Annotated in this window: 15 protein-coding genes and 1 pseudogene; 3 read left to right on the top strand and 13 right to left on the bottom strand. The window is 52.9% G+C overall.

Annotated features, from left to right (window positions below):
- Positions 1 to 98: 98 nt before the first annotated feature.
- The 8 genes and pseudogenes from HY272_09845 to HY272_09810 all read right to left on the bottom strand — a co-directional run bounded on the left by HY272_09845 (position 99) and on the right by HY272_09810 (position 12,181).
- The gene (locus HY272_09845) at positions 99 to 515 is read right to left on the bottom strand and encodes a hypothetical protein (protein MBI3772987.1); all 417 of its coding nucleotides are present in this window, start codon (positions 513 to 515) and stop codon (positions 99 to 101) included.
- Positions 512 to 7,861, bottom strand: a complete 7,350-nt coding sequence (locus tag HY272_09840) for a type IV secretion protein Rhs (GenBank protein ID MBI3772986.1) — start codon at positions 7,859 to 7,861, stop codon at positions 512 to 514. Before HY272_09840 ends, HY272_09845 begins: the two co-directional genes overlap by 4 nt.
- A gap of 103 nt (positions 7,862 to 7,964) precedes the next feature.
- Positions 7,965 to 9,707, bottom strand: a complete 1,743-nt coding sequence (locus tag HY272_09835; GenBank protein MBI3772985.1) for a hypothetical protein — start codon at positions 9,705 to 9,707, stop codon at positions 7,965 to 7,967.
- A gap of 32 nt (positions 9,708 to 9,739) precedes the next feature.
- Positions 9,740 to 10,447, bottom strand: coding sequence for a hypothetical protein (locus HY272_09830; GenBank protein ID MBI3772984.1), 708 nt, complete (start codon positions 10,445 to 10,447; stop codon positions 9,740 to 9,742).
- A 430-nt stretch (positions 10,448 to 10,877) separates the two neighbouring features.
- Positions 10,878 to 11,142: pseudogene (locus HY272_09825) on the bottom strand (tyrosine-type recombinase/integrase).
- Between the two features lie 252 nt (positions 11,143 to 11,394).
- Positions 11,395 to 11,610, bottom strand: a complete 216-nt coding sequence (locus HY272_09820) for a hypothetical protein (GenBank protein ID MBI3772983.1) — start codon at positions 11,608 to 11,610, stop codon at positions 11,395 to 11,397.
- The gene (locus tag HY272_09815; protein ID MBI3772982.1) at positions 11,583 to 11,774 is read right to left on the bottom strand and encodes a hypothetical protein; all 192 of its coding nucleotides are present in this window, start codon (positions 11,772 to 11,774) and stop codon (positions 11,583 to 11,585) included. Before HY272_09815 ends, HY272_09820 begins: the two co-directional genes overlap by 28 nt.
- Before the next feature lie 80 nt (positions 11,775 to 11,854).
- Positions 11,855 to 12,181, bottom strand: coding sequence for a DUF883 family protein (locus HY272_09810; GenBank protein MBI3772981.1), 327 nt, complete (start codon positions 12,179 to 12,181; stop codon positions 11,855 to 11,857).
- Positions 12,182 to 12,579: 398 nt separating this feature from the next.
- Between HY272_09810 and HY272_09805 the strand changes: the two genes are divergently transcribed.
- The gene (locus HY272_09805; GenBank protein MBI3772980.1) at positions 12,580 to 13,101 is read left to right on the top strand and encodes a hypothetical protein; all 522 of its coding nucleotides are present in this window, start codon (positions 12,580 to 12,582) and stop codon (positions 13,099 to 13,101) included.
- 59 nt (positions 13,102 to 13,160) lie between these two features.
- On the opposite strand, the gene HY272_09800 is transcribed toward HY272_09805, so the two are convergent.
- Together HY272_09800 and HY272_09795 are read right to left on the bottom strand one after the other, a co-directional pair.
- A complete protein-coding gene (locus HY272_09800; GenBank protein MBI3772979.1) occupies positions 13,161 to 13,730 on the bottom strand; it encodes a hypothetical protein in 570 nt (189 codons plus the stop codon).
- A gap of 72 nt (positions 13,731 to 13,802) precedes the next feature.
- Positions 13,803 to 14,978, bottom strand: coding sequence for a fatty acid desaturase (locus HY272_09795; GenBank protein ID MBI3772978.1), 1,176 nt, complete (start codon positions 14,976 to 14,978; stop codon positions 13,803 to 13,805).
- A gap of 270 nt (positions 14,979 to 15,248) precedes the next feature.
- Between HY272_09795 and HY272_09790 the strand changes: the two genes are divergently transcribed.
- Positions 15,249 to 15,761: a hypothetical protein gene (locus tag HY272_09790; GenBank protein MBI3772977.1), complete on the top strand. Its 513-nt coding sequence runs from the start codon at positions 15,249 to 15,251 to the stop codon at positions 15,759 to 15,761.
- An 18-nt stretch (positions 15,762 to 15,779) separates the two neighbouring features.
- Here the strand turns inward: HY272_09790 and argJ are convergent, their stop codons facing one another.
- The 3 genes from argJ to HY272_09775 all read right to left on the bottom strand — a co-directional run bounded on the left by argJ (position 15,780) and on the right by HY272_09775 (position 20,863).
- A complete protein-coding gene (argJ, locus tag HY272_09785; GenBank protein MBI3772976.1) occupies positions 15,780 to 16,997 on the bottom strand; it encodes a bifunctional glutamate N-acetyltransferase/amino-acid acetyltransferase ArgJ in 1,218 nt (405 codons plus the stop codon).
- A 10-nt stretch (positions 16,998 to 17,007) separates the two neighbouring features.
- Positions 17,008 to 19,713 (bottom strand): preprotein translocase subunit SecA, encoded by a 2,706-nt coding sequence (gene secA, locus HY272_09780; protein MBI3772975.1) that lies wholly within the window; start codon positions 19,711 to 19,713, stop codon positions 17,008 to 17,010.
- 199 nt (positions 19,714 to 19,912) lie between these two features.
- Positions 19,913 to 20,863, bottom strand: coding sequence for a M23 family metallopeptidase (locus HY272_09775; GenBank protein ID MBI3772974.1), 951 nt, complete (start codon positions 20,861 to 20,863; stop codon positions 19,913 to 19,915).
- Between the two features lie 36 nt (positions 20,864 to 20,899).
- On the opposite strand from HY272_09775, the gene HY272_09770 reads away from it, so the two are divergent.
- Positions 20,900 to 21,340 carry a DUF721 domain-containing protein gene (locus tag HY272_09770; GenBank protein MBI3772973.1) on the top strand — a complete coding sequence of 147 codons (441 nt, stop codon included), beginning with the start codon at positions 20,900 to 20,902 and terminating at the stop codon, positions 21,338 to 21,340.
- Positions 21,341 to 21,482 lie beyond the last annotated feature (142 nt).

The following is a 21,482-nucleotide window of genomic DNA, read 5'->3' as shown; positions in this document are numbered from 1 at the left end:
AAGTTCGCACTTCAATCAAAACCGGTAACCCTCACTTTTTCAAGTCAGGTGTCAGATCAGATCGTGACTTCTACAGATAATGTGCCCACGCTACGGGGCTATGTGCTTCCGTAAATATCCAAAGATAATGAGACACCTTTTGCCGCCAGCCTTCTCATCAAATCCGTGTCGAACTCGATACCACCGTTATTTTCACAGAATATTCCTAAAAAGAATTCCAACCTACCTCCAGTAGAAACAAATTCACTAAGACGCGCCTCATCCTTCAAAAAATCAGCGTCGAGCATATGAAGAAGAAATTCTTCCACGGAATCGTATTCTTCAACATCAAAGGGAAATAAAACGGAGGTTCTTTCGTAAACTCCGTTTAGCAAATTACCTTTCGGAGTCATGCGCTGACTTCCCACAGAATGCATAACATCTGGTTGCAAGCCGAACTGATCAACAACTTCTTGAGCCGTTTTCGTGGGATGACGCGCCCTAAAAGAAGCGCTAAATCTTATGCCCCTCGTCATTTAATCAACCCCGTCCAATGACCATTATCAACGGCATTCCCCTTTCCGTCTCCGGTCCAAATATGTCCATTTGGTGATACTCCCGTCCAGTCTGTCGGATTGGCGTCAGCCCTTTTCTTAATCTTATGCACATCATCCTTATCCCACTTGAATTTCCCCTTTGCCTGGTCAATCGGAATAGTTCCAGTTGGACATCCATCTGGTTTTGACTGCCTCGATTTATCATTGAAATAGGGGCCAGGGGGAATGATATCCGAACCCTCACCCGCAGGTGTAGGGTATAACAACAGCCACCAAGGATTAGGTGCTGGCAATCGGAAATCGGGGATAACGACGGGGGCAGGCATTGGAACAGCCGCCGCCACCTGTATACGAGTATCCGCGAACCAATTATCCGGATACCAGCTCGAAGGCCAACCATTGGTGTAACTGCTGCCAAATCCCTGGCTTCCCCAGGAGCTTCCACCCAGGCTTTGCCTCCCCGCCGTCAAATCCGCCAACGAGAACCACTGGTCCAGGGCGGCGTAAACTGAGCTGCTGGTGTTAGACGCGCCCTTACTCGCACCACCTCCCGACCCTAAGAACGAGCCCGCGTTGATCGATGAGAACGAGGAGATGAACAAGCCCCTCGGATCGGTGTAATTAACCGGATTATTCCCCACATACGCATACCGATTAATTCCACCTGCCAGCCCAATCGGATCCCGCTGCGTGAACCGTCCGATGGTGGGATCGTAGTACCGCGCGCGGTAGTAGATCAAGCCGGTGGCATCCGGCTCTCTTCCCGTGTAGCCATACTGGGCGATGGCGCCGCTGGCGCTGAGGACGTTGCCCCAGGCGTCGAAGCGCTGGCTGGCGGCGACGGTGCCGGTGCTGCTGCTGGTGGCGACGACACTGCCGAGGCCGTCCTGATGATAGTACGTGGGAACGGCGGCGGTGCCCGTGCCGGTGAGACGCATGATGGGGTCGTCGTCGTTGGGGCCGTGGACGGTGATTGCGTTGGGCGTGGTATACGCCGTGCCGTATTCGGCATGAATATCGGGGCCGGTGTAGAGGTAGTTCGTTGTGGTGGCACCGCTGATCTTGCGGATGCGGCGGCCTTGTTCGTCATAGGCGTAGCTTTCAGTAGTGGCGCCTTTGACGGCTTGGGTGAGGCGGTTCAAGGGGTCGTAGCTGAGGCTGGTGACAGTGGTGCCGCTGCAATCCGTGGCGGTGCGGGTGACGGTGCCGCCTTCGCACTTTTTGGTGAGGGCGCCGTTGGCGTCGAGCACAAAGGCGCTGAGCAGGGTGCTGGTGGCATCGCGGGTTTCGAGCAGTTGGTGGGCGACGTCGTAGGTGTAGTTCGTGGTGGCGGTGACGGGGGTGCCGAGGGTTTTGCTCGTGAGATTATTGAGCGGATCATAACTGTAACCCTGATCCTGGGTGACGGTGCCGTTGGCGGCGGTGAGCAATCGATTGAGGCTGTCGTAGGTGTAGTTGTTGGTGAGCGCGGCGCCGTTGATGGTTTCGACCTGCTGGCGGCGGTTGGCGTAGGCGTCGTAGAGGTAGCTGTGCTGGCTGATGATGGCCGTGCTGGTGCGGCGGTTGATGAGGCTGGCGAGCGTGTTGTCGGCGTTGTACGTGTAACGGGCGCTGACGCCGTTGGGTAACCATTTTTCGAGCAGGCGGCCACCGGCGTCGTAACGATACGAGACGGTGCCGTAGTTCGGGGCCCAGAGACTGGCGAGTCTTCCGACAGCGTCGTAGACATAATTGGTTTCGTTACCGTGGCTGTCTTTGAATTTGTTGAGCAGGCCGCCGGGGCTGAAGTCATAGTCCAGCACGATGCCGCCGCGATTGTCAGTGATAGTGTTGAGCCGATTGAGGCTGTCGTAGGTAGAGCTGTAGTTGATCAGGTCGGTGGTGGCGCTGCCGGCTGTCTTGGTGTTGGCGGTTTGCACTTGGCCGAGGTTGTTGTAGGTGAGCGCGACGTTGCCGGCGGCAAGGTTGGTGCGCGTCGCCAACAGATGGCCGTAGTTCCAGCTCATTGCGGTGAGCTGGCCTTTGGCGTCGGTGATTTGCGTGGGGTTGTTGTTGATGTCGTAGCTGGTGCTCCAGAACTTGCCGTTGGCGTCGGTCTCTTTGATTTTGCGGCCGAAGTCGTCGGCAACCGTGGTCAGTTGCGGGCTCAGCACTGCGGCGGCGGCACAACCGGTGGTGCTAGAGGCGCAATAGCCAGCCTGCACTTGAGTCAAATGGCCGAGCAAATTGTAGCTGTATTGGGTGACGGGGCGGATGCTGCCGAGCGTGGCATCGGTGTAGGTCGGGCCGATGGCTTGCACAGGGCGGTTGAGTTCGTCGTAGCTGGTGAAATGGGTACGGGTAGTGTTGTCGCTGCCGATCTCGGTGGTGGCGATGACATTGCCGTTGGCGTCGTAGTCGTACTCGACCGCGCGCACGCCAGTGGTGGGCGCACTGCCGGGGCAGGCGTTGGCACTCGGTGCGGTAACCCGTTTCAGGCGGCCGTCGCGGGTTTTATCCCAGTAGGTGTAGAAGACGGCATTGCCGTTGGGGTCGCGGGTGCATTTGGGTTTGCCGTCGATATCGCGACTCATATAGACATGATTACCTTCCTTGTCGAAGGCACGCACGGCGCGGTTAGCTTCGTCATATTCAAAGCCTAGCGAAAATCCGTCCGGGTCGGTGATCTTGACCAGATTGCCGGTGGCATCATAGACGGTAGTGCTGACGGCATTGCCGCTGCCATTACCGAAATCGGTCACCTGGGTGCGGCGGTCTGAGAGATCGTAACTGTACACCGCCCGGTCATAGGTGACGGCACTGATGACGAGTTTGTTTTCAGTCAGATTTCCGTTTTGATCATAGCTGTAACTACGTGGCTTACCGATGGCATCGGTCCCTGAAGTGACACGGTCGACGGTGTCATATACAAAGGTGGTGGTGTGCCAGTCAGCGTCGATATCGGTCGTGACGCGACCCACAATATCGTAAACCAGCGTTTTGGTATCGGCGGCATCACTCACCCCATCGCCATTTTTATCCCCTGTCCGGCTGATGCTGGTGGGATAAAGACTATTGGCGTCATAGGCATAAGTAATAACAGGCCCTTGGCCGGCAGGGCTGGCGGCATTTTTCACTGGCTTGGCGGTGAGCAGATTGCCATAGGCGCCATAGGTATTGATGGTCCAGGCGATGACGTCTGTAGCGACTGGGGTATAGGGAATCACCGGCACTATCCCGGTCTTGAGCTTGATTGATTCAAGCAGATTGCCCTTGGCATCGTATTTCATCACCGTATAGTTGCCGCGTGCGTCCTTAACGCGCTGCGGCTGATTGAACGTGTTGTAATTGTCGAAGGTAACGGTGGCCAATCGTGGCGTGGTGATGCTGGTGACGTTGCCGCTGGCATCGTAGGCATACAGCGTCTTGTAGCCGAGGGCATCGATCTTGCTCAAACGATTGTAGGGATTGGCGGCGTCGTACGTGTAATCATGGGTAGCGCCGTTTTCTTCGACGATCTGTAACGGATTGCCGTATTGATCAAAGAAGAAACGCCGGGCATAACCACGTTCACTGACCTGCACCGCCTCGCGGCGGAAGTCATTGTAAGTGAAGGTGTTGACCTGGCACGTCGGCGATGTTGCAGCGGTCGCGCACGCCAACGTGGAATGGCGGAAAGCACGGCTATCGGCATAGTACTCGAATTTCATGCCGTTGCCGCGTGGCAGCGTATAGGTCTTGAGCGCGTGATTTAGATTCGCGCCATCCGCCGTCGTGTAATAGGCGTAATTCACCGGCGGCTGCGTCGCAGGCGAAGACACGGCCAGGGGATTTTTGAACGACGCAAGATCGCCATCGGCCTCATAGCTGTATTGATAACTGCGTACCGGCGAGGCGAAGTCGGTGATTTGGGTAATGCGTCCACCGGTATAGGTAAACGTCAATGCACGGCCGCTGGCACCGACAGTATCTTTGACTTGCGTGAGCTGATTGGATGCGTCATAGACCAGGTTCAATGTATTGCCATTTGCGTCCACAATCTTATCCATCCGCGCGCGCTGGCCACCGGTTGATGTCCCCGCGACATTGGCGAAGGTGTACGTCAAGCCGTTTTTCTCGCGGAGGGTATAGACCCCGCTCGCTTCACGTTTAAAGGTAGCGAAAATACCGGGCGGATTACTCAGTGTGGTACCGAGAGTGATATCGCCATTAGTATGGGCGGTAGTTGAGAAAAACTTTTCGCCACCTGTGCCATCCACCCAGGATACTTTGGCCATCCCACCTTCCACGCCATAGAACTTGAGATAGTGATTGAAGCTATGGGTCCGACCACAGCCCATTGGTGCACATGTGGTATCCAGGGTTGCTGCACGACTGTTATAAGACCGCTCGAATACGATCGGCAACCCGCCGCGACCCGGAATCGAAATATCGCGCTCGGTGTGGTAAACGTTCCCCGTGACCATGTTGACCGGATCACCGGCCCAGGAATTGTAGTGAGTCCGGCCATTACCCACACCGCCGCCGCCGATGGTGATCAACGGTAAACCCAATGGGTTGGCGGTCGATGGCACCGTGCTGGGGTTGAAATACCCAGTATTGAGCGTGGGCGAGTAACTGAATATCAGTGGCGTGGTAGTAGTGTAACCACCCGCATAGGTGCCACCAATGATGAATGATGCCTGTGCCGAAGTTGGCAGTGCATTTTTTTCCGCGACATAGACTGATCCTTTCCAATTGTTATACAGGATCAGGCTGCGCGGAATGGTGACCGTCCTGCCATCATCTATGTAGTTGGCCTTGATGGCGTTGACTTCAGCGGTGGAATAATTGAGAGCCGCATTGGTATTGTGGGTAAACTTGTAACACTGGCTAGTGGTGTTGGCGCAGGCGGTGTCACCTGCCACACTCCAATTGGCTGTCGTTAGTGTCAATACCTCGATACCGGTTTCGCGCGCATACTGAATACCACGCACCGTCGAAACGGCATCCATGCGGGAGTTTTCCTGCCAGATGTATGACTCATAGGCCGACGCACTATACCCAGACAACAGGAAGGTCTTGTAGACCAGTGCACCGGACGTTAAATCGACGTTGCGGCTACGCCCACCCGGCACATCGACCAGAAAACCGCTACGATTCACCGCGAAGGGAAGATCGAAGAGATAAGCCACCTTCATCTGCGATGAGATCAATCCCAGATGATTACCACTCTCACCAGACCCACCATCCAGCCTACCGACAGTCTTATTGGCATCGCTGAAATAACGCATGTACTTGAGACCAACCAAATTCAAATACTCGCCTTCGGTCTCTTCAAGATTAGTATTGGGATTGGCAATATTCCTGACCGCCGCCAATAGCTTCTCCCCCCGCGCCGCCAAATGTTGATTGGAAGCCTGAAAACCGTAGGCCTGCAAGGCATGATAATTGGCGGCGCCGATGTTCGTGTAGGTCACGCCGTTCAAACAGGCCGCACTCGCGGGCACGGAATTGCAGTCACCGGCTGCGAGCTCGGGTAACAGCATCTGTAAATTTAAACGGTTATTTGTCGTACATAAGCCCACTGCTGCTGTACCAGCCACCACGTCGACGCCCTCTGATTTCACAACGGGCAACGTATTAATCGTGCACGGCGCAGCAGAGCTCACACTGCCATCCAGGCGCCAGCTGTCAAGTGCGGTCTGATCCGCAGCCGTCGCACCCTTGGGCGACAAGGTAATGCGCTTTAAGATATGTTCCGGTAATTGCAGTGTCGTAGCAGCAAGCTGTGTATTGGCTGAATTGCTTACTTTAATACTAAACTTGTATCGATGACTATCGGGCAATGACGATGTCTCAGCAGAGGTACTGCCTGCCCACGCCAGGAATTGGTTGACAGAAAAAGGTAAACTGGCCGGCATCACATCGATCCGCATTGGATTAGTCCGGCCGCTATAGGGAACATCCTCTAACGTCGCATTCGCATTGGAAGACTTGATACTGGTCTCGACCTGCTGCGCATAGGCTTCATGCGGCAGACTGTCAGGGCCGTTTTTGCGATTGGCTAAATAGCTGTTGTAATCGAAACTGACATTGGTAGCGATGCCTGCCTGATAAGTCTTTTCTTTGAACGCGGGATCCAGCGGTATCCAGCGATTACCGCTGGTGTCGACCCTCGCCCCACGATAATGCGCATATGGCACACAGGCTTCGACCCACACATGCACAAACGAAACTCCAATCTTTTGGCTGCTGGCATTGGTAATAAACCCAACACTCGGATTACGTCCTTGCGACAACATGTTCGCGGCGGCATCGTAGCTCTTGGCGCCCAACCATTTGGCGATCTTCGCATTCGCGCCCGCTGATGTCGCATCCATTGCCCAGACTTGCCCTTTGACATAACGGGCAGGAATATTGGAAACGCGCAACAAAGCGATTAACAACGAAGCCTGATCAGTATCATTCCCGGCGCGCGACAACAACGCACCCTGTGCACCCTTAAGTGAGCCGTAGTAAGGCTCATAGGCAATATTGTCGTACACCCACTTGTATATTTTGACAGGAGAATAATCGAGCGAATCGGCAAGCGCTGTGATTTCAGGGGTGGCACGCACCTCGAATTGAGCCGTGGCGCTCTTGTCCAAATCTGCCGCGGTGTAACTGCACTGTGTTGCTTCTGGTGGCGTTACAGGCGGAGTACCCGCCAACAATAGAAGATCACCATTAAAGGCTAGTTGCACACCTCGCGGTGAACCCAACGCCAGATAGCCAGGCAAATCCGTCGCGGGCTGTTGGGGCTTTGACTTCAGTGGAACATCATAGCCAAAGGTAGTAATCGGATGTTGAAATGCTGTTGGATCCTCAGGTTTGTGCAATTTGCGCAGCACACCTTTTAGCTGTTCTTTGGCATTCTTGCGTCCAGCATCATCTTTGGCATTATGCAATGATCCTAGCGCTTGAGCGACGCGCTCAAAACGATCTTCCACCATCACCGCCATTGCATCCAGCTTTTTGACTTGCGAGGTCAAACCGGACTTAAGCAAACGGCTTCGAGCCGCCGTTAATTGACTACGCGCTTCTAAACGTAGCGCTTCGAAATCCCTGCTGTTAACTGACAAACTGGCAGCATCGGCCTGCGTCAGGTTTGCGGAAATACGGCTACGTTCGAGCCGATCAAGCTGTTCCAAGGTAGCATCTAATTTTTGCTCAACCCGCAGTGGCAACAGATTTCCCCCGCTCTCTAGAGGACGCGCCACTACTTTATCAATCACTTCCTGAGGGATTGGCGCCGGATCATTGCCATCCGCCCAAACTGGCGTGGTCAATAGACTAAGCATAAGTAACTTGGCAATAACGCGCATATGGTTTTCCCCTAAATCTTCCTGATTTCGATCGTTTAACGCAACCGGAGTATCCACCGAATCCCTGGCGGTAAGTTAAGTTCATTCGGAAACATAACTTTGATTAGCGCAGCGCCCGGCAAGAATCTCCACCACGGCTCACCCACATTCCCTCAGTTCCGGCGAGCGCAACTGTCCCCGGCAATCCTCTGAGCACATCAGGGCTAGCTAACTGCCCGCGCAGCACCTGGAGCGCAGCAAGCTTAATTCCCGAAGGTGGCGCGACTTCATTTACTGCCTCTCGACGCCATTGCATCCAGGTTTCGGTAAATTGGTTATAAACTCCGGTCATCGCATTAAACTTGGTCGGGCTCATACCGTTCAAGGCAATATAATCAAACTGATCGCCATGTCCAGGCTGATGATCAACACTGAGCACACCGATAGCAAAACCGCCTGGGGCGACGCGCGCTTCATGGCCAGCCACTTCGAAGCTACCACCACTATTCGCTGTATTCAGACAAGTGATAAGTTTATCGACAGTCGCATTTTCGACGACCAAGAGTCCTGCACTACCCAAGCCATCGTTGCTCATGCCTGAGAATTCCGATCGCGGTGCCGGAGCAGTTTCATCACACCCGGCATTTAAGATGAGCGCATTACTTGCTGGCTGCGCACCATCTACAAGCCGGCAGACAATAATCGGCTGCTGAGGCAACGTGTGATCTATTATTTGCCAGCTTGAAAGCTCATTTTTACCGAAAATTTGAGCAAGCGTGACATTATTCAAATTACGCAATCCTGCGTTTATTAATGACTTACTCACCGCGACACCGGAAACCATTGCGTTTACTCGTGCCGAATCAAGGCGTGTAGCTTCCTCGGCCGTCACACCTTGTGCACCCGCAGGCACATTAACGCCCACGTGCAGTAGTGGCTCGACATCAGATACACCCGCATCTGGAACTGCCAGAATCATACGACTAGAGGGACACAGCCAATGATGATCTACATCCCCGGCTATACAGAACTTATCTGCAATCATGCGCGGCACTCCTCCTGCACGAGCTACAGATGCGACACCATTGTATGATCCACCGTTTACGCTGAAGTGAATCAGCAGCGTCTTACCCCATAATCCTTGATAGCTGCCCGCAACCACCGTACCGAAATAAGCGCGATACATCCCCCCATTTGCTTCCCCGTCTGTTGTTAACACATCCATACCCCCAGGAACAAATAAGCTGGCTATCGCCGCCTCAATCGCTGGCAATTGCATTGATGAACCTACCAGGAAAACCTCAAAATCAGCCGTTTTTTCCCACGTGCGAGAAAGTTTTATATTGTTTGCGGTGGATGATTGTACCGATGTCCCGGAAATAACAACGTTGATGACCTTGTCGGGCATAGCATTAGTCAGCGCACGAATCTTCCCGCCAGAACTTTTTAATTTAACGGTAGGAGATGTTAGCGATGCCAACATCTGCGTCTGCACAGGCGCCGTCACCGTACTGCCAGCGCCATCCGCGAGAACACGCGAATCTGCCAGATTGGCGTTCATACCAAGAAGTGTTTCAACGGCATCTGGCACACCGTCTTTATCAGTATCCGTAATTACCGTAGCCGAGGGTCTTTGCGTCACTGCCGTGGTCGGCGCAGCCAAGGCCATCAGCGCTTCTGCTGTCTGCAAGGCATCACCACGCCAGCTTCCGTCCGCCGCTTGTTGAGCAATCAAATAGTCGATGGCGGTGGGCGCATTTACGTTGGCGGGGTCTGCTGCTTTAAACGCGCGCAATACCAGCGCCGTCTCCAGCACGCCGCTGCTGCCATTATCACCATAACCATTATCTGCGTTCTTTTTGGCCACCAATCCTGCTATGGCTGCGATAATACGGTCACTTAATGTGTACGCAACGCCATTTCCGCAAGTCCGCCCGTAAAACGGGTATTAGCTTTGCCGAGAGCAAGCACGGCATGAACGGTCGGGATTATTGCACCGCCAGTTTGACTCGCCGGGGCCGTAGTTACAGCCGTCACCGAGTAGGACCAGAGATTATTGGGGGCAGCCAGCTGTGCCGGCAGAATTTGACACAAGGCATTGAAGATATCGCTATTAGTATAGGAGGTGCCTTGCACATCAATGAGTGCTGCCACACCTAAACCTGTATCGGGCAAACCAGGCTCATATCCAGAATATGCACCCCAAGCCAAGCGCTCATTACGCCAAGAGGCAAGCCGTGTGCCATATGCTGTCGCATCCTCCCCCGAGTTTTTTATGGCCGCCGCCTGACGTGATAACGCGTCGACGCTCACGGCTTCAGCATTCGACAACCACGCAACACCCGCAGAATACGTGTAATTACTTTTGAATCCCATCGCATTCAAGGCATCTAACACAGCCGCAGTCGTCTGTATTCCAAGCCCTTGCTGAGTGGGATTGCCGCTAGTGATAACGGAACTCCATCCGCCATCGCCATGCTGATTGGGCATCAGCCATGAAAGACCTTTGTTCCATGCCTGATCGATCTGAGCCTGAGTAGCGGCCAATCCACTCTGACCAAAACCAATGAGGCCCAACAACACTGAACTCCGCACAATCCATTTCATCCCTGTTCTCCCGAACGATTTTCTCGCAACATTTTCTCGCAACCTTGCGCAAAGGTCAGAGTTATTCATCCTAATGATGTTAGATCACAAAACACATCCTTCCGCTGGCACTATTTAGCCGCCAATGAAAAACAAATGTTATTTCTCGATTACAGAACTACACGGAATTATGTAATTTAGTCGGGCTTTAATCACCCAATCATATTTTCTAATATTATGAATACATTAATTGTTACGAGCCTACGCACACAAAAACCGTAGGCTCGATGAAACAAAATGTCAAGGTGGAATGTATTATTTGTCGTCAAATATGTTCATGCGAATTTAATTATATTCTGACTAGCGATTTAGGCGATGCGCCGATTCAACTCGCTAGTACAATCGGAGAACGACCGCAAAGAGTGCGGTCGCTGCCTAATAAATGGATTAAAACTGCTGTCTGCTCTGACATCTCAAAGGCATCATCGACCTTTATTCCAAGATATCGGACTGTACTTTCCAGCTTAGTGCGCCCAAGCAGCTGTTGAACGGCACGAAGACTCTTTGTTCGCCGGTAAATCAAGGTGGCCTTGGTGCGCCGCAGCGTGTGCGTCCCACCTCTTTAAGAATACGCGCGTATGCCGTGTCGAAAGATGCGGCGACTGCCGCAACCGGCTCGGGAACAGGTACTGATCCGAGGGTTGTGTTGTCTTGATGGGTGTACATGGTGTGTTTCCTCCGTACTAGGCAGGGAAACATATATTTAGCTCATCGCAGCGTCGGACGCATGGCGACCTCTTCCGTATCCGCGTGAGCTGGGCATTTCGGCATGTGAGGCGCTTCTTAGAAGCCTAGCTCAGAGCTAGCGTTTTGAGTGAGATAGCGACCAAGTGCAGACGCCCGCTCTTAGCCGGAAATGGTGGACATCAAGAATTAGATTTTCGTGCGCACGGTGGCACCCTGCAGTGCTAAAACAACCCCATCCCGCCCCGCATCAAACCTTTTGTGACAATTTTGCGTAAACGCGGGCTAACCCCAAACAGTGCGCCCGCGGCACATGCCAGCATCAGCGCCGTATACGGCCGCCGTTTGACGTAGCCGGCCAAGCTTAACTCCTCGGCCGCAGCAATCAAGCGGGCCTTTGCTTCTTCAACACTCAGTTCGTCAGACGGCGTGCACCCCATGCCAATCCTCCTGCCACCAGCAGACATCCCAGTCCTGTCGCCATGGCGGCCGCGATCGAGCCTGCCGCCATGGCAATGGATTGATAAAGCGCCCACAAGAACAGGCCGCCGCCCAATGCAAGAAACAGCACGGCCACGAGCGTCAAGCCTAGCGCCCAACCCAAGCGCGCCGTGGAACGACGCAGCGCCCGCCCCTCTGCCTCAATCAGGTCGGCGACGGCAATAACAAGATCGATCAGCCGCTTCAGTGCCGCCCCCTCATATCCAACAACTTGGCAATGAGAAATCCGACGCCGAAGGCCACACCCACGCTCGCGAGCGGGTGCTCACCGATGTACTCCTCTGTATCGTCAACCGCTTCCTTCGCTCGCTTCTTGGCCGCCGATGCTTTTTGCTTCAGCTTCTCGCTGCCCTCATGCCAGTGCTCCTGGAATGCGCTTTTCACGCTTTCGCCCTTACTCACACCCAGGTCCTTCATCAGACCCACCAGATCACCCAAGTCATGCTTTAACGTCGCCAAATCCGCCTTGAGCGTCTTGAGTTCCGCGCGGATGTCATCTGCCTCTGCCATATGCTGCTCCTTATTCAGTGAAATTATTTTTCGTTCACCCATTTATAAAGATAGCCGCTTTCATTCTGAAGTGTAGTACCTAAATTACTATCCAACAAACAGCGGGGGCATAATTAATACACTTTCATCCGGGTAGATGCGGTATACGTTCGCGCTCGAATCAATGAGATATCATCATATTTTTCGGTCATGAGTCATGTGAACACGGTTGTTCATATCTTCAAAACGAATACATAAAGTTGTGGTTAACTACGGCACCCTTATCTCTGTATGGTCACAATTCATCGACTCACATCATTTTTAAGCAAGGATTAATGTTACTCATGACATCCTTGCGTCTATAAATGGGTTCTATACTTTGAAATAGGCAATATCATTTAACATCATGGAGGCAATATATGACTAAACTTCTCAACTTCATCGCCGCACTTGTCGTTTCTGGCAACGTGTTCGCAGCACAGGAGACATTCACCACTGCAGGCCCGTTGGACTGCACTGCAGTCATCTATTGCGTGCAGAACACCAGTGACAATCTGTTTACGCTTAAGTTTGTTCCGACCTATCCGACGTCGGCACCGTCAGCCACAGGGTTTAATGTTAATGAACCATCGATCGAAGTGTCGAACGCTAATGGCGGCCTACTCGATCTCACAATCATGCAGGTCTCAATGACGGGGTCTAATGCGTACAACGGCATGAATTTCATCGGCGCGATCATGCTTGAAGTTCAGGATTCGCTAGGCAACTGGTCCTATGCGTCACAGTGGTCGACCTATATCGGTTCAAAAGGGATTTACGTCATGTTCAATGGCCGCAACGCGTCATCACCCCTCGTCAAAGGTGTAAAAGCAATACGCCTGACGGGAGTTAATGGTGCAACCGCGTTCAGGATTGGAATGATGAATCTCATTCCGTACTGATGAAGAAATCGGGATAATCAGGCAGGGTGCGCACGGCGCATCCTGCAATGAGAGAACAATTATTTCACCCGATCCATCAGCACCTTCAACGTCCCACCCGCACGCAACACTTCCTGCGCAACTAACGCCCCTAAGCCATTGCGCCCCTGAAAACTTTTGGCGATTTGCTTCACTTGCGGCAGTGAGGCAACGGTATAACGTGTGACGATCCCGCGGGGGGCCAGATCATGAACATCCATGTGAATCACGGCATCCGACTCCGGGATCATCACTTTCACGATACGCGATTCCATATTTAAACCAACCGCCAGGGTGAAACGGCCGTTGAGATAGGGAATCCTCATTTGCAGTAAACCACCGGCTAGTTTTCCGGTGCTATCTTTCGCAAAATAGACATCGAAGGGTTCAACGGGTGGATCAACACCATAGATCGCGCTCACGCTGGCGCGCAAAGCATCATCGACGGTGATAGTTTGTTTTTCGAACGTTAAGCCGGGAAATAAGGCTTGCTCCCAGCCTGTTTGAACCAGGGGTTCAGATTTAGGTGATGGTGTTATTTCCGGCTCGGCAGCTGCGGTGGTCAAACAGAACATCAATCCGAAACCGAACAACGCAATCCTTTGCATCATCGCGCATTTGATCCTTTTTTAGTGAACACATCCGGCGCATTACGGCTTGCACCTCGTGAGCCCTATCTTGATCTATGCAGTCGCCAGACTGTATCCCTTCAGATTCCGGGAAAACTCTTGCAAGGCGCGTATCCCGGTGGCTTCTGCCTGTTGACACCATTCCTGCAATGCCTGCACCAGGGCTTCTTGTGACTGCGCCGAACGCCTCCACAACTGTTGCAACTCCATCTTGTGGCGATACACCGTTTGCAAGGCATGGCTACGTTGCAGCAGTGCATTCAAGCGATTCTGCGCCACCTCATCCAGCAAAATTTGTTCACGGACCAATAATCGCTGTGCCCGTTTAAGGAAAGGGCGTCGTACACTGTCGGCCATTTTTAGCTCGTCTTTCAGCACCGGCGCGATCACTTCACGGCAATAACTCGCCAATACGTGAAAGCGATGGGTAATAATCGCCTTCAGAGTTTCAATATCGACAGCCTGCTTATCGGCAACAATCACCGGCAGAATCGCGATTTTTTTCACCTTGGCAAGACGCAACTTTTCAAACAGGCGGATGTACATCCAGCCGATATCGAACTCCCATGGCTTTGATGATAAACGGGCGGAACTGGGGAAGGCATGATGATTATTATGCAGTTCTTCACCACCAATCAAAATTCCCCAGGGCGAAATATTGGTTGCCGCATCGGTGGTTTCAAAGTTGCGATAGCCACGGAAATGGCCAAGGCCGTTAATCACACCAGCTGCGAAAAACGGAATCCAGATCATTTGGATCGCCCAAACGCTAATCCCGATCACACCGAACAACATCAGATCAAACACCAGCATCAGCGCCACGCCCAAACCGGAGTAGCGTGAATAAATTTTTCGTTCAAGCCAATCGTTCGGCGTCCCGTGACCATATTTATCCAGCGTCTCTTGATTAAACGATTCTTTGCGATATAACTCAGCACCTTGCCACAGTACTTTGCGGATACCAAGAATTTGCGGGCTGTGCGGATCGTCGACTGTCTCGCAGCGAGCGTGGTGTTTACGATGAATGGCTGTCCACTCTTTGGTGACCATGCCTGTGGTCAGCCATAACCAGAGGCGGAAAAAATGCGCCAACGCCGGATGTAAATCCAGAGCGCGATGCGCTTGATGGCGATGCAAATACACCGTCACACTGACGATAGTGATATGCGTCATCAGCAGCACTGCCGCCAATACACCCCAACCGGACAAATCGAGAATTCCGTTCAACATTGACACCTCGGCAAAATAGGATAAATATTACTTATAAAGTATAAGGCCATAGCCCACAAGCGTGGGGGCAGCAAGCCCTTGTCTTAAATGATTATAGATGCTGATCTGGCGAGCTGACTTAATCATTAGGCTTCAATATAATACTCGCCAATAGTAGACCCATCCTCATCCCGGAAGGTTCCTGCCCCCCTCCCAAAGAAAGTCTTTGCCTCTCTCGATATGAATAAGCAAATCGCACGTCTCACAGTCTTTCTTTACGCTCTGAAAACAATGAACCGACACACGTTCGCCAAAGAACTTAGCGAGCTGTTCTTTTTTGTGAAAAAACAGTCACTTAGTCAAATTCCCAGCATCAGCGGCGTTGTCGGTATTTTCGTTGGGTCATGGGTGGCATCGACGTTCACGACATCGCCATTCAGGGGATTTCTGGCATCCTGGGGCTTGGTTAAGGGCGGCACCCACGTCGTCAGTCCCACGACGTACAAGTTCTTGATAGTCTGCCTGCCCATTGTGACGACAGCCGTGACTGCCTACCTCGTGCACAAACTGTTAAAAACCTATCGGGAATGGCAATTGAAGCGGGACATGGGCTGGGTGGCTCAGTTAGAGATCGAAATACAAACCGCCGTCCAGGTGAAGATGACGATCCTGCGTCAAGCCAGAGACGCGAGGCTGATCTCGCAACGTGAATTTGATACAAAACAATCCAATCTATATCAATCGTACACGCGAGCGAACAGCGCCAGGATCAAACAATTGTTGCTGGATAAGTTGGGTGGCTAGCAAAAACCACAACACACCTTAGGTACGATATTCAGCGTTGATCTTAACGTAGTCGTAGGAGAAGTCACAGGTCCAGACGTGGCCACGGTGTTGGCCACGATTAAGATTAATGCGAATGGTGATTTCTTCGTTGGCCATCACTTTTTGTCCCGCCTGCTCGGTATACTCCGGATCGCGACCGCCATTACGGACAATGCAGACATCGCCGAGGTGGATCACAATTTTGTTGATGTCGAGATCCGCCACACCAGCGCGGCCAACCGCAGCGAGGATGCGCCCCCAGTTCGGATCAGAGGCGAAAAATGCCGTTTTCACCAACGGTGAGTGCGCGACGGCATCAGCCACCTGGCGGCATTCAGCAAAACTGGACCCGCCTTCGACATCAATAGTGATGAACTTGGTAGCGCCCTCACCATCACGGACGATGGCTTGCGCCAAGGTCTCGCAAACTTCGTTGAGTGCCTGCTGGAATTGTGCGAAACCCGGTGCTGTGAGCGATTCAAAACGGACACCGGATTTACCGGTGGCGACAAGCACACAGGAATCGTTGGTCGAGGTATCACCATCGACAGTGATGCAATTGAAGGAGCGATTCATCGCTTCGCTCAATGCCTGTTGCAACAATGCCATAGGCATTGCAACGTCGGTAGCGATGTAGGCGAGCATAGTGGCCATGTCGGGGCGAATCATGCCCGCGCCCTTGGAAATGCCGCTGATAGTCACAGTGACACCGTTGATCCTGATTTGTTTAGATGCGGCCTTGGGCACGGTGTCGGTGGTCATGATGCCGCGCGCCGCTTCGGCCCACAAAGCTTCGTTAAAGCTGGCTTTGGCTGTGGGCAATGCCGCAAGAATTTTATCCACTGGCAACGGTTCACCGATAACACCCGTCGAGAACGGCAATACCTGCTCTGGCTGGCAACCCATCAATTCGGCAACGGCCTGACAACACTTTTCCGCATCTTTGAGACCACGCTCACCGGTGCCGGCATTGGCATTACCGGTGTTGATCAGTAAATAGCTGGGCGTAGTTACAACACCGTGACGTTTGGCGACGATTACTGGTGCGGCACAGAAGGCATTGCGGGTGTAAACAGCGGCGCAGGTCGAACCGGCTGCAATTTCCATTAACACCACATCCGTACGTCCGGGCTTTTTGATGCCGGCCTGCGCCGTACCCCAGCGGATACCGGGAACCGGATGCAGGGTGGGCAAACCCATCAAACCAACTGCCATGCGCTTACCCTCAGCTCAACTGGCCGTGACAATGTTTATATTTTTTGCCGGAACCACACGGGCAAGGATCGTTACGACCGACCTTGGGTTCTTCACGGACAAAGGGAGCGGCTGCACCTTCTTCAACAGCAACCCCACCTTCTTCATCAGCCACTGGCGTAGCGGGATGTTCAAAATGCAGCTCACCATGACTGCGGCGCTGCTCATCAACCGCCGCCACATCTTCTTCGGCCCGCACCTGCACTTTGGACAACAGTGCGACAACTTCATGTTTGATGCGCTCCAACAATTGCTGGAACATTTCGAACGCTTCGCGTTTATATTCCTGTTTCGGATTTTTCTGGGCATAACTACGTAAGTGTATCCCCTGGCGCAAATGATCCATCGCCGCCAGATGTTCCTTCCACTGGGTATCCAGCACCTGCAACATCACCGCCTTTTCAAAGTGCCGCATCACCGGACTACCGGCATGTCCTTCCTTATCGGCATAGGCCTGCTCGAAACTCTCTAAAATACGTTTGCGTAATGGCTCTTCGTGCAGGTTTTCGTCCGCATCGAGCCATGAGCGAATTTCAAGATGAAGCCCAAATTCTTCACGCAGCGCATTCTCAAGCCCCGCCACATCCCACTGCTCTTCGAGACTGTTCGGCGCTATAAAGCTATTGATCAGATTATTCAGCACACTGCGACGAACGGTATTGATCGTTTCCGAAATATCGTCAGACGCCATCAATTCATTACGCTGCTCGTAAATCACTTTACGCTGGTCGTTGGCCACATCATCATATTCGAGCAATTGCTTACGAATATCAAAGTTATGGCCTTCCACCTTGCGCTGTGCGTTTTCAATCGCCTTGGTCACCCACGGATGCTCGATCGCTTCCCCCGCCTGCATGCCGAGTTTTTGCATTAGCATGGCGACACGATCCGAGGCAAAGATACGCATCAACGAATCTTGCAATGACAAATAAAAGCGTGTGGATCCGGGATCACCCTGACGACCAGCACGGCCGCGCAACTGATTATCGATGCGCCGTGATTCATGGCGTTCGGTGCCGATAATGCGCAACCCGCCCTTTGCCAGCACTTCGTCGTGACGCTTGTTCCATTCTTCACGAATATTGTTCAAGGTCGCCTCGTCGGCACCCTTGGCCTGTGCAGCATGCAACTCCACTTCAAGACTACCGCCCAGCACGATATCGGTACCGCGACCGGCCATATTGGTGGCGATCGTCACCGCACCTGGCCGCCCAGCTTGAGAGACAATCTCGGCTTCGCGGGCGTGTTGCTTGGCATTCAAGACCTCGTGCTTGATCTTGGCTTTTTTCAGTTGCGCAGAAATGAGTTCTGAATTTTCGATCGAGGTCGTACCCACCAGTACCGGCTGACCGCGCTCGTAACATTCCTTAATGTCTTCGACAATGGCATTGAATTTATCCTGCTGTGTCAAAAACACCAAATCGCCCTGGTCATCGCGCACCGTTGGTTTATTGGGCGGAATGACCACCACTTCGAGATTATAGATTTCCTGAAATTCGTAAGCTTCCGTATCCGCGGTACCGGTCATGCCTGACAGTTTTTTATACAGACGGAAATAATTCTGGAAAGTGATCGCTGCCAACGTCTGATTTTCTTTCTGAATCGGCACGCCTTCTTTCGCTTCAAGCGCCTGATGCAAACCGTCGGACCAGCGGCGGCCAATCATGGTGCGGCCGGTGAATTCATCAACGATAACAATTTCTTGATCCTTGACGATGTAATGCACGTCACGCTGGAACAAGGCATGTGCGCGTAATGCGGCATTCAAGTGATGCAACAAGGTGATATTGGTCGCGTCGTACAGGCTCTCGCCCGGCTTCAGCAAGCCACTTTCTTCCATCAATTCTTCGACATGTTGATGTCCGATCTCAGTCAGGAATACCTGACGTGCTTTTTCATCGACACTGTAATCGCCAGGACCCTCTTCCTTTTCCTGTTTGACCAACCTTGGAATCAGGGTGTGAACCTTCGAATAAAGCTCGGCATTATCATCGGCCTGACCGGAAATAATCAGCGGCGTACGCGCCTCATCGATCAGGATCGAATCCACTTCGTCGACCACGGCAAATTGCAAACCGCGCTGCACCTTGTCGGTGATGCGAAACGCCATGTTATCGCGCAGATAATCAAAACCGTATTCGTTGTTGGTGCCGTAGGTGATGTCGGCGCCATAGGCGGCGCGCTTGGTGTCCTGATCCTGGCCGGAGAGAATCACGCCCACCGTCAAACCGAGGAATTCATACAACTTACCCATCCAGGCAGCGTCACGCTGGGCCAGGTAATCATTGACCGTGATCACATGAACGCCCTTGCCGGCCAAAGCATTAAGGTATACCGGCAGGGTGGCGACCAGGGTTTTACCCTCACCCGTGCGCATTTCGGCGATCTTGCCGTCGTGCAGCACCATGCCACCGATGAGCTGGACATTGAAATGGCGCATGCCGAGCACACGCTTGCCCGCCTCACGCACCACGGCAAAGGCCTCAGGCAACAGGGAGTCCAGACTCGCGCCCTTGGCGATGCGTTGGCGAAACTCTTCAGTCTTGGCTCGCAGATCGGCATCGCTCAGCGCTGCCAGCCCCAGCTCCAGGGCATTGATCTGTGCTACTACCTTGTCCATCTGCTTCAACAGGCGCTCGTTGCGGCTGCCAAAGACTTTCTTTAATAATCCGGTCACCATGGGAAAGAAAAAACGCCTTCTTTTACAAGAAAGCGTCGATCATAAAGCAATTGCGGCTATTCTTAAATAGTAACCATTCACCACAGAGGACACAGAGATTTTCAATCAATCAGTTAGCCGCCAGATCACTCCCCCACCTCTTAAATAGCACTACTCTGTGTACCCTGTGCCTCTGTGGTGAACAGAGACTTTAAGCTTAATTGGCGGCGACCGCCGCGGTTACCGTCGTAGCCTGGACATATTTCAGCGGATCGACCACTTGGCCGTTGCGCCAGACTTCGAAGTGGACGTGATGCCCCGTCGAACGGCCGGTCGAACCCATCAAGGCAATGGCCTGCCCTTTCTTTACGGTTTCACCCAGCCTCACCAAAGTCTTTGAATTATGAGCATATCGAGTGACATAACCATTGCCGTGGTTGATTTCGACCATGGTGCCATAGCCATAACGCTCGCCCGACCAGGTCACCACACCAGAGGCTACAGTCAGGATTTTGGTCCCTAGCTTACCGGCAATATCGACCCCCTCATGGCGCGCCGGACGCCCGGTAAAGGGGTCGGCACGAACACCAAAATAAGAACTCAACCAGCCGTGCTCCGCCGGAAACCCGGCCGGATAGACTTGCGATTGCAGATTACGGGTCATCAGCATCGACTCCAGCACCCCAAGCTGCTGCTCACGATCCGCCACCTGTTTTGACAACACATCCAGGGAGCCAAGAAAATCTTCGACTCCCGGCTGATCCAGCGTCGCACTTGGGTTTTCAGGCCCACCGACCGCTGGACGTTTGGTGAAGTCAAACTCGCCCTTATCCAAATTCGCCATTTCGGTGATCCGCTCACCCACGGCATCCAGGCGCACGACACGCGACTGTAAATCCGACAAGCGCAGAGTCAACGCATTGAGATTTTCCTGGGCATGGCGTTTAGCCTCGACGATATCCTGCTGCTGGGTTTTCAACTCCTCCCGCAACCAGCCCATCGTCCCACCCTGACCACCTGTGCCAGACCCGGCACCCAGCCAATATCCCAAATACATGGCAATTCCCGGCAGCGCCACCAATAATGCTGCGCACAAGGCTATACTGGCACCGCGATTCAAATGCAGCGCCGGACCCTTGGAGCCTTTTGGCAGTAGTATAATCGCCATGGTCATCTGCCTCTCTTGTTGAAATTGGCCATCTTCATGTCACGAAAACGCCCGTCACTAAAATCATGCTTGGCCAGCCCCTCACCAGAACTGGGCCGTCTGCTTGGCCGGGTTCAGGAGCTTGAGCGCCTGACTCGCCTTGTGCAATCCTTACTGCCAGAGTCACTGCGCGCCCATTGCCGGGTGATCAGTGTTCGTGGCGCCACCTTGGTCCTCCAAACGGATTCCCCTGTCTGGGCCACCAAACTTCGTTTGGCCGGACCCTCCCTGGAACGTGCTTTACAGTCGGCCAACGTGCGCCAGATTGAAATCAAGATCCAGCCGATCAGCGGCCCACGCCCTGTACCTCCCCGTCACCCCGCCTTGATGTCAAAAAGCACAGCCACGCTATTACTACAACTGGCTGGCACCATGAACGATCCAAAACTCAAAGAAGCCTTACATCGCCTCTCCCGTCATGGACGCAAATCATCCTGAATGCCCAAGGGATATAACAAAGGGCATAAAGGTTATCGACGTCCCCCTTGTTCCGCTTAACAATGAAATTGGGATTTTGTGAACTCGGTCTACTAGAAAAATTACTTATATTTCAAATAGATAAAAAATACCCCTTGTTTTT

This window comes from Gammaproteobacteria bacterium (assembly GCA_016200485.1).
Lineage (GTDB): Bacteria > Pseudomonadota > Gammaproteobacteria > Tenderiales > Tenderiaceae > JACQEP01.
Note: the sequence above shows the minus strand (reverse complement) of the source record. Positions and strands in the feature narration are given on the sequence as shown.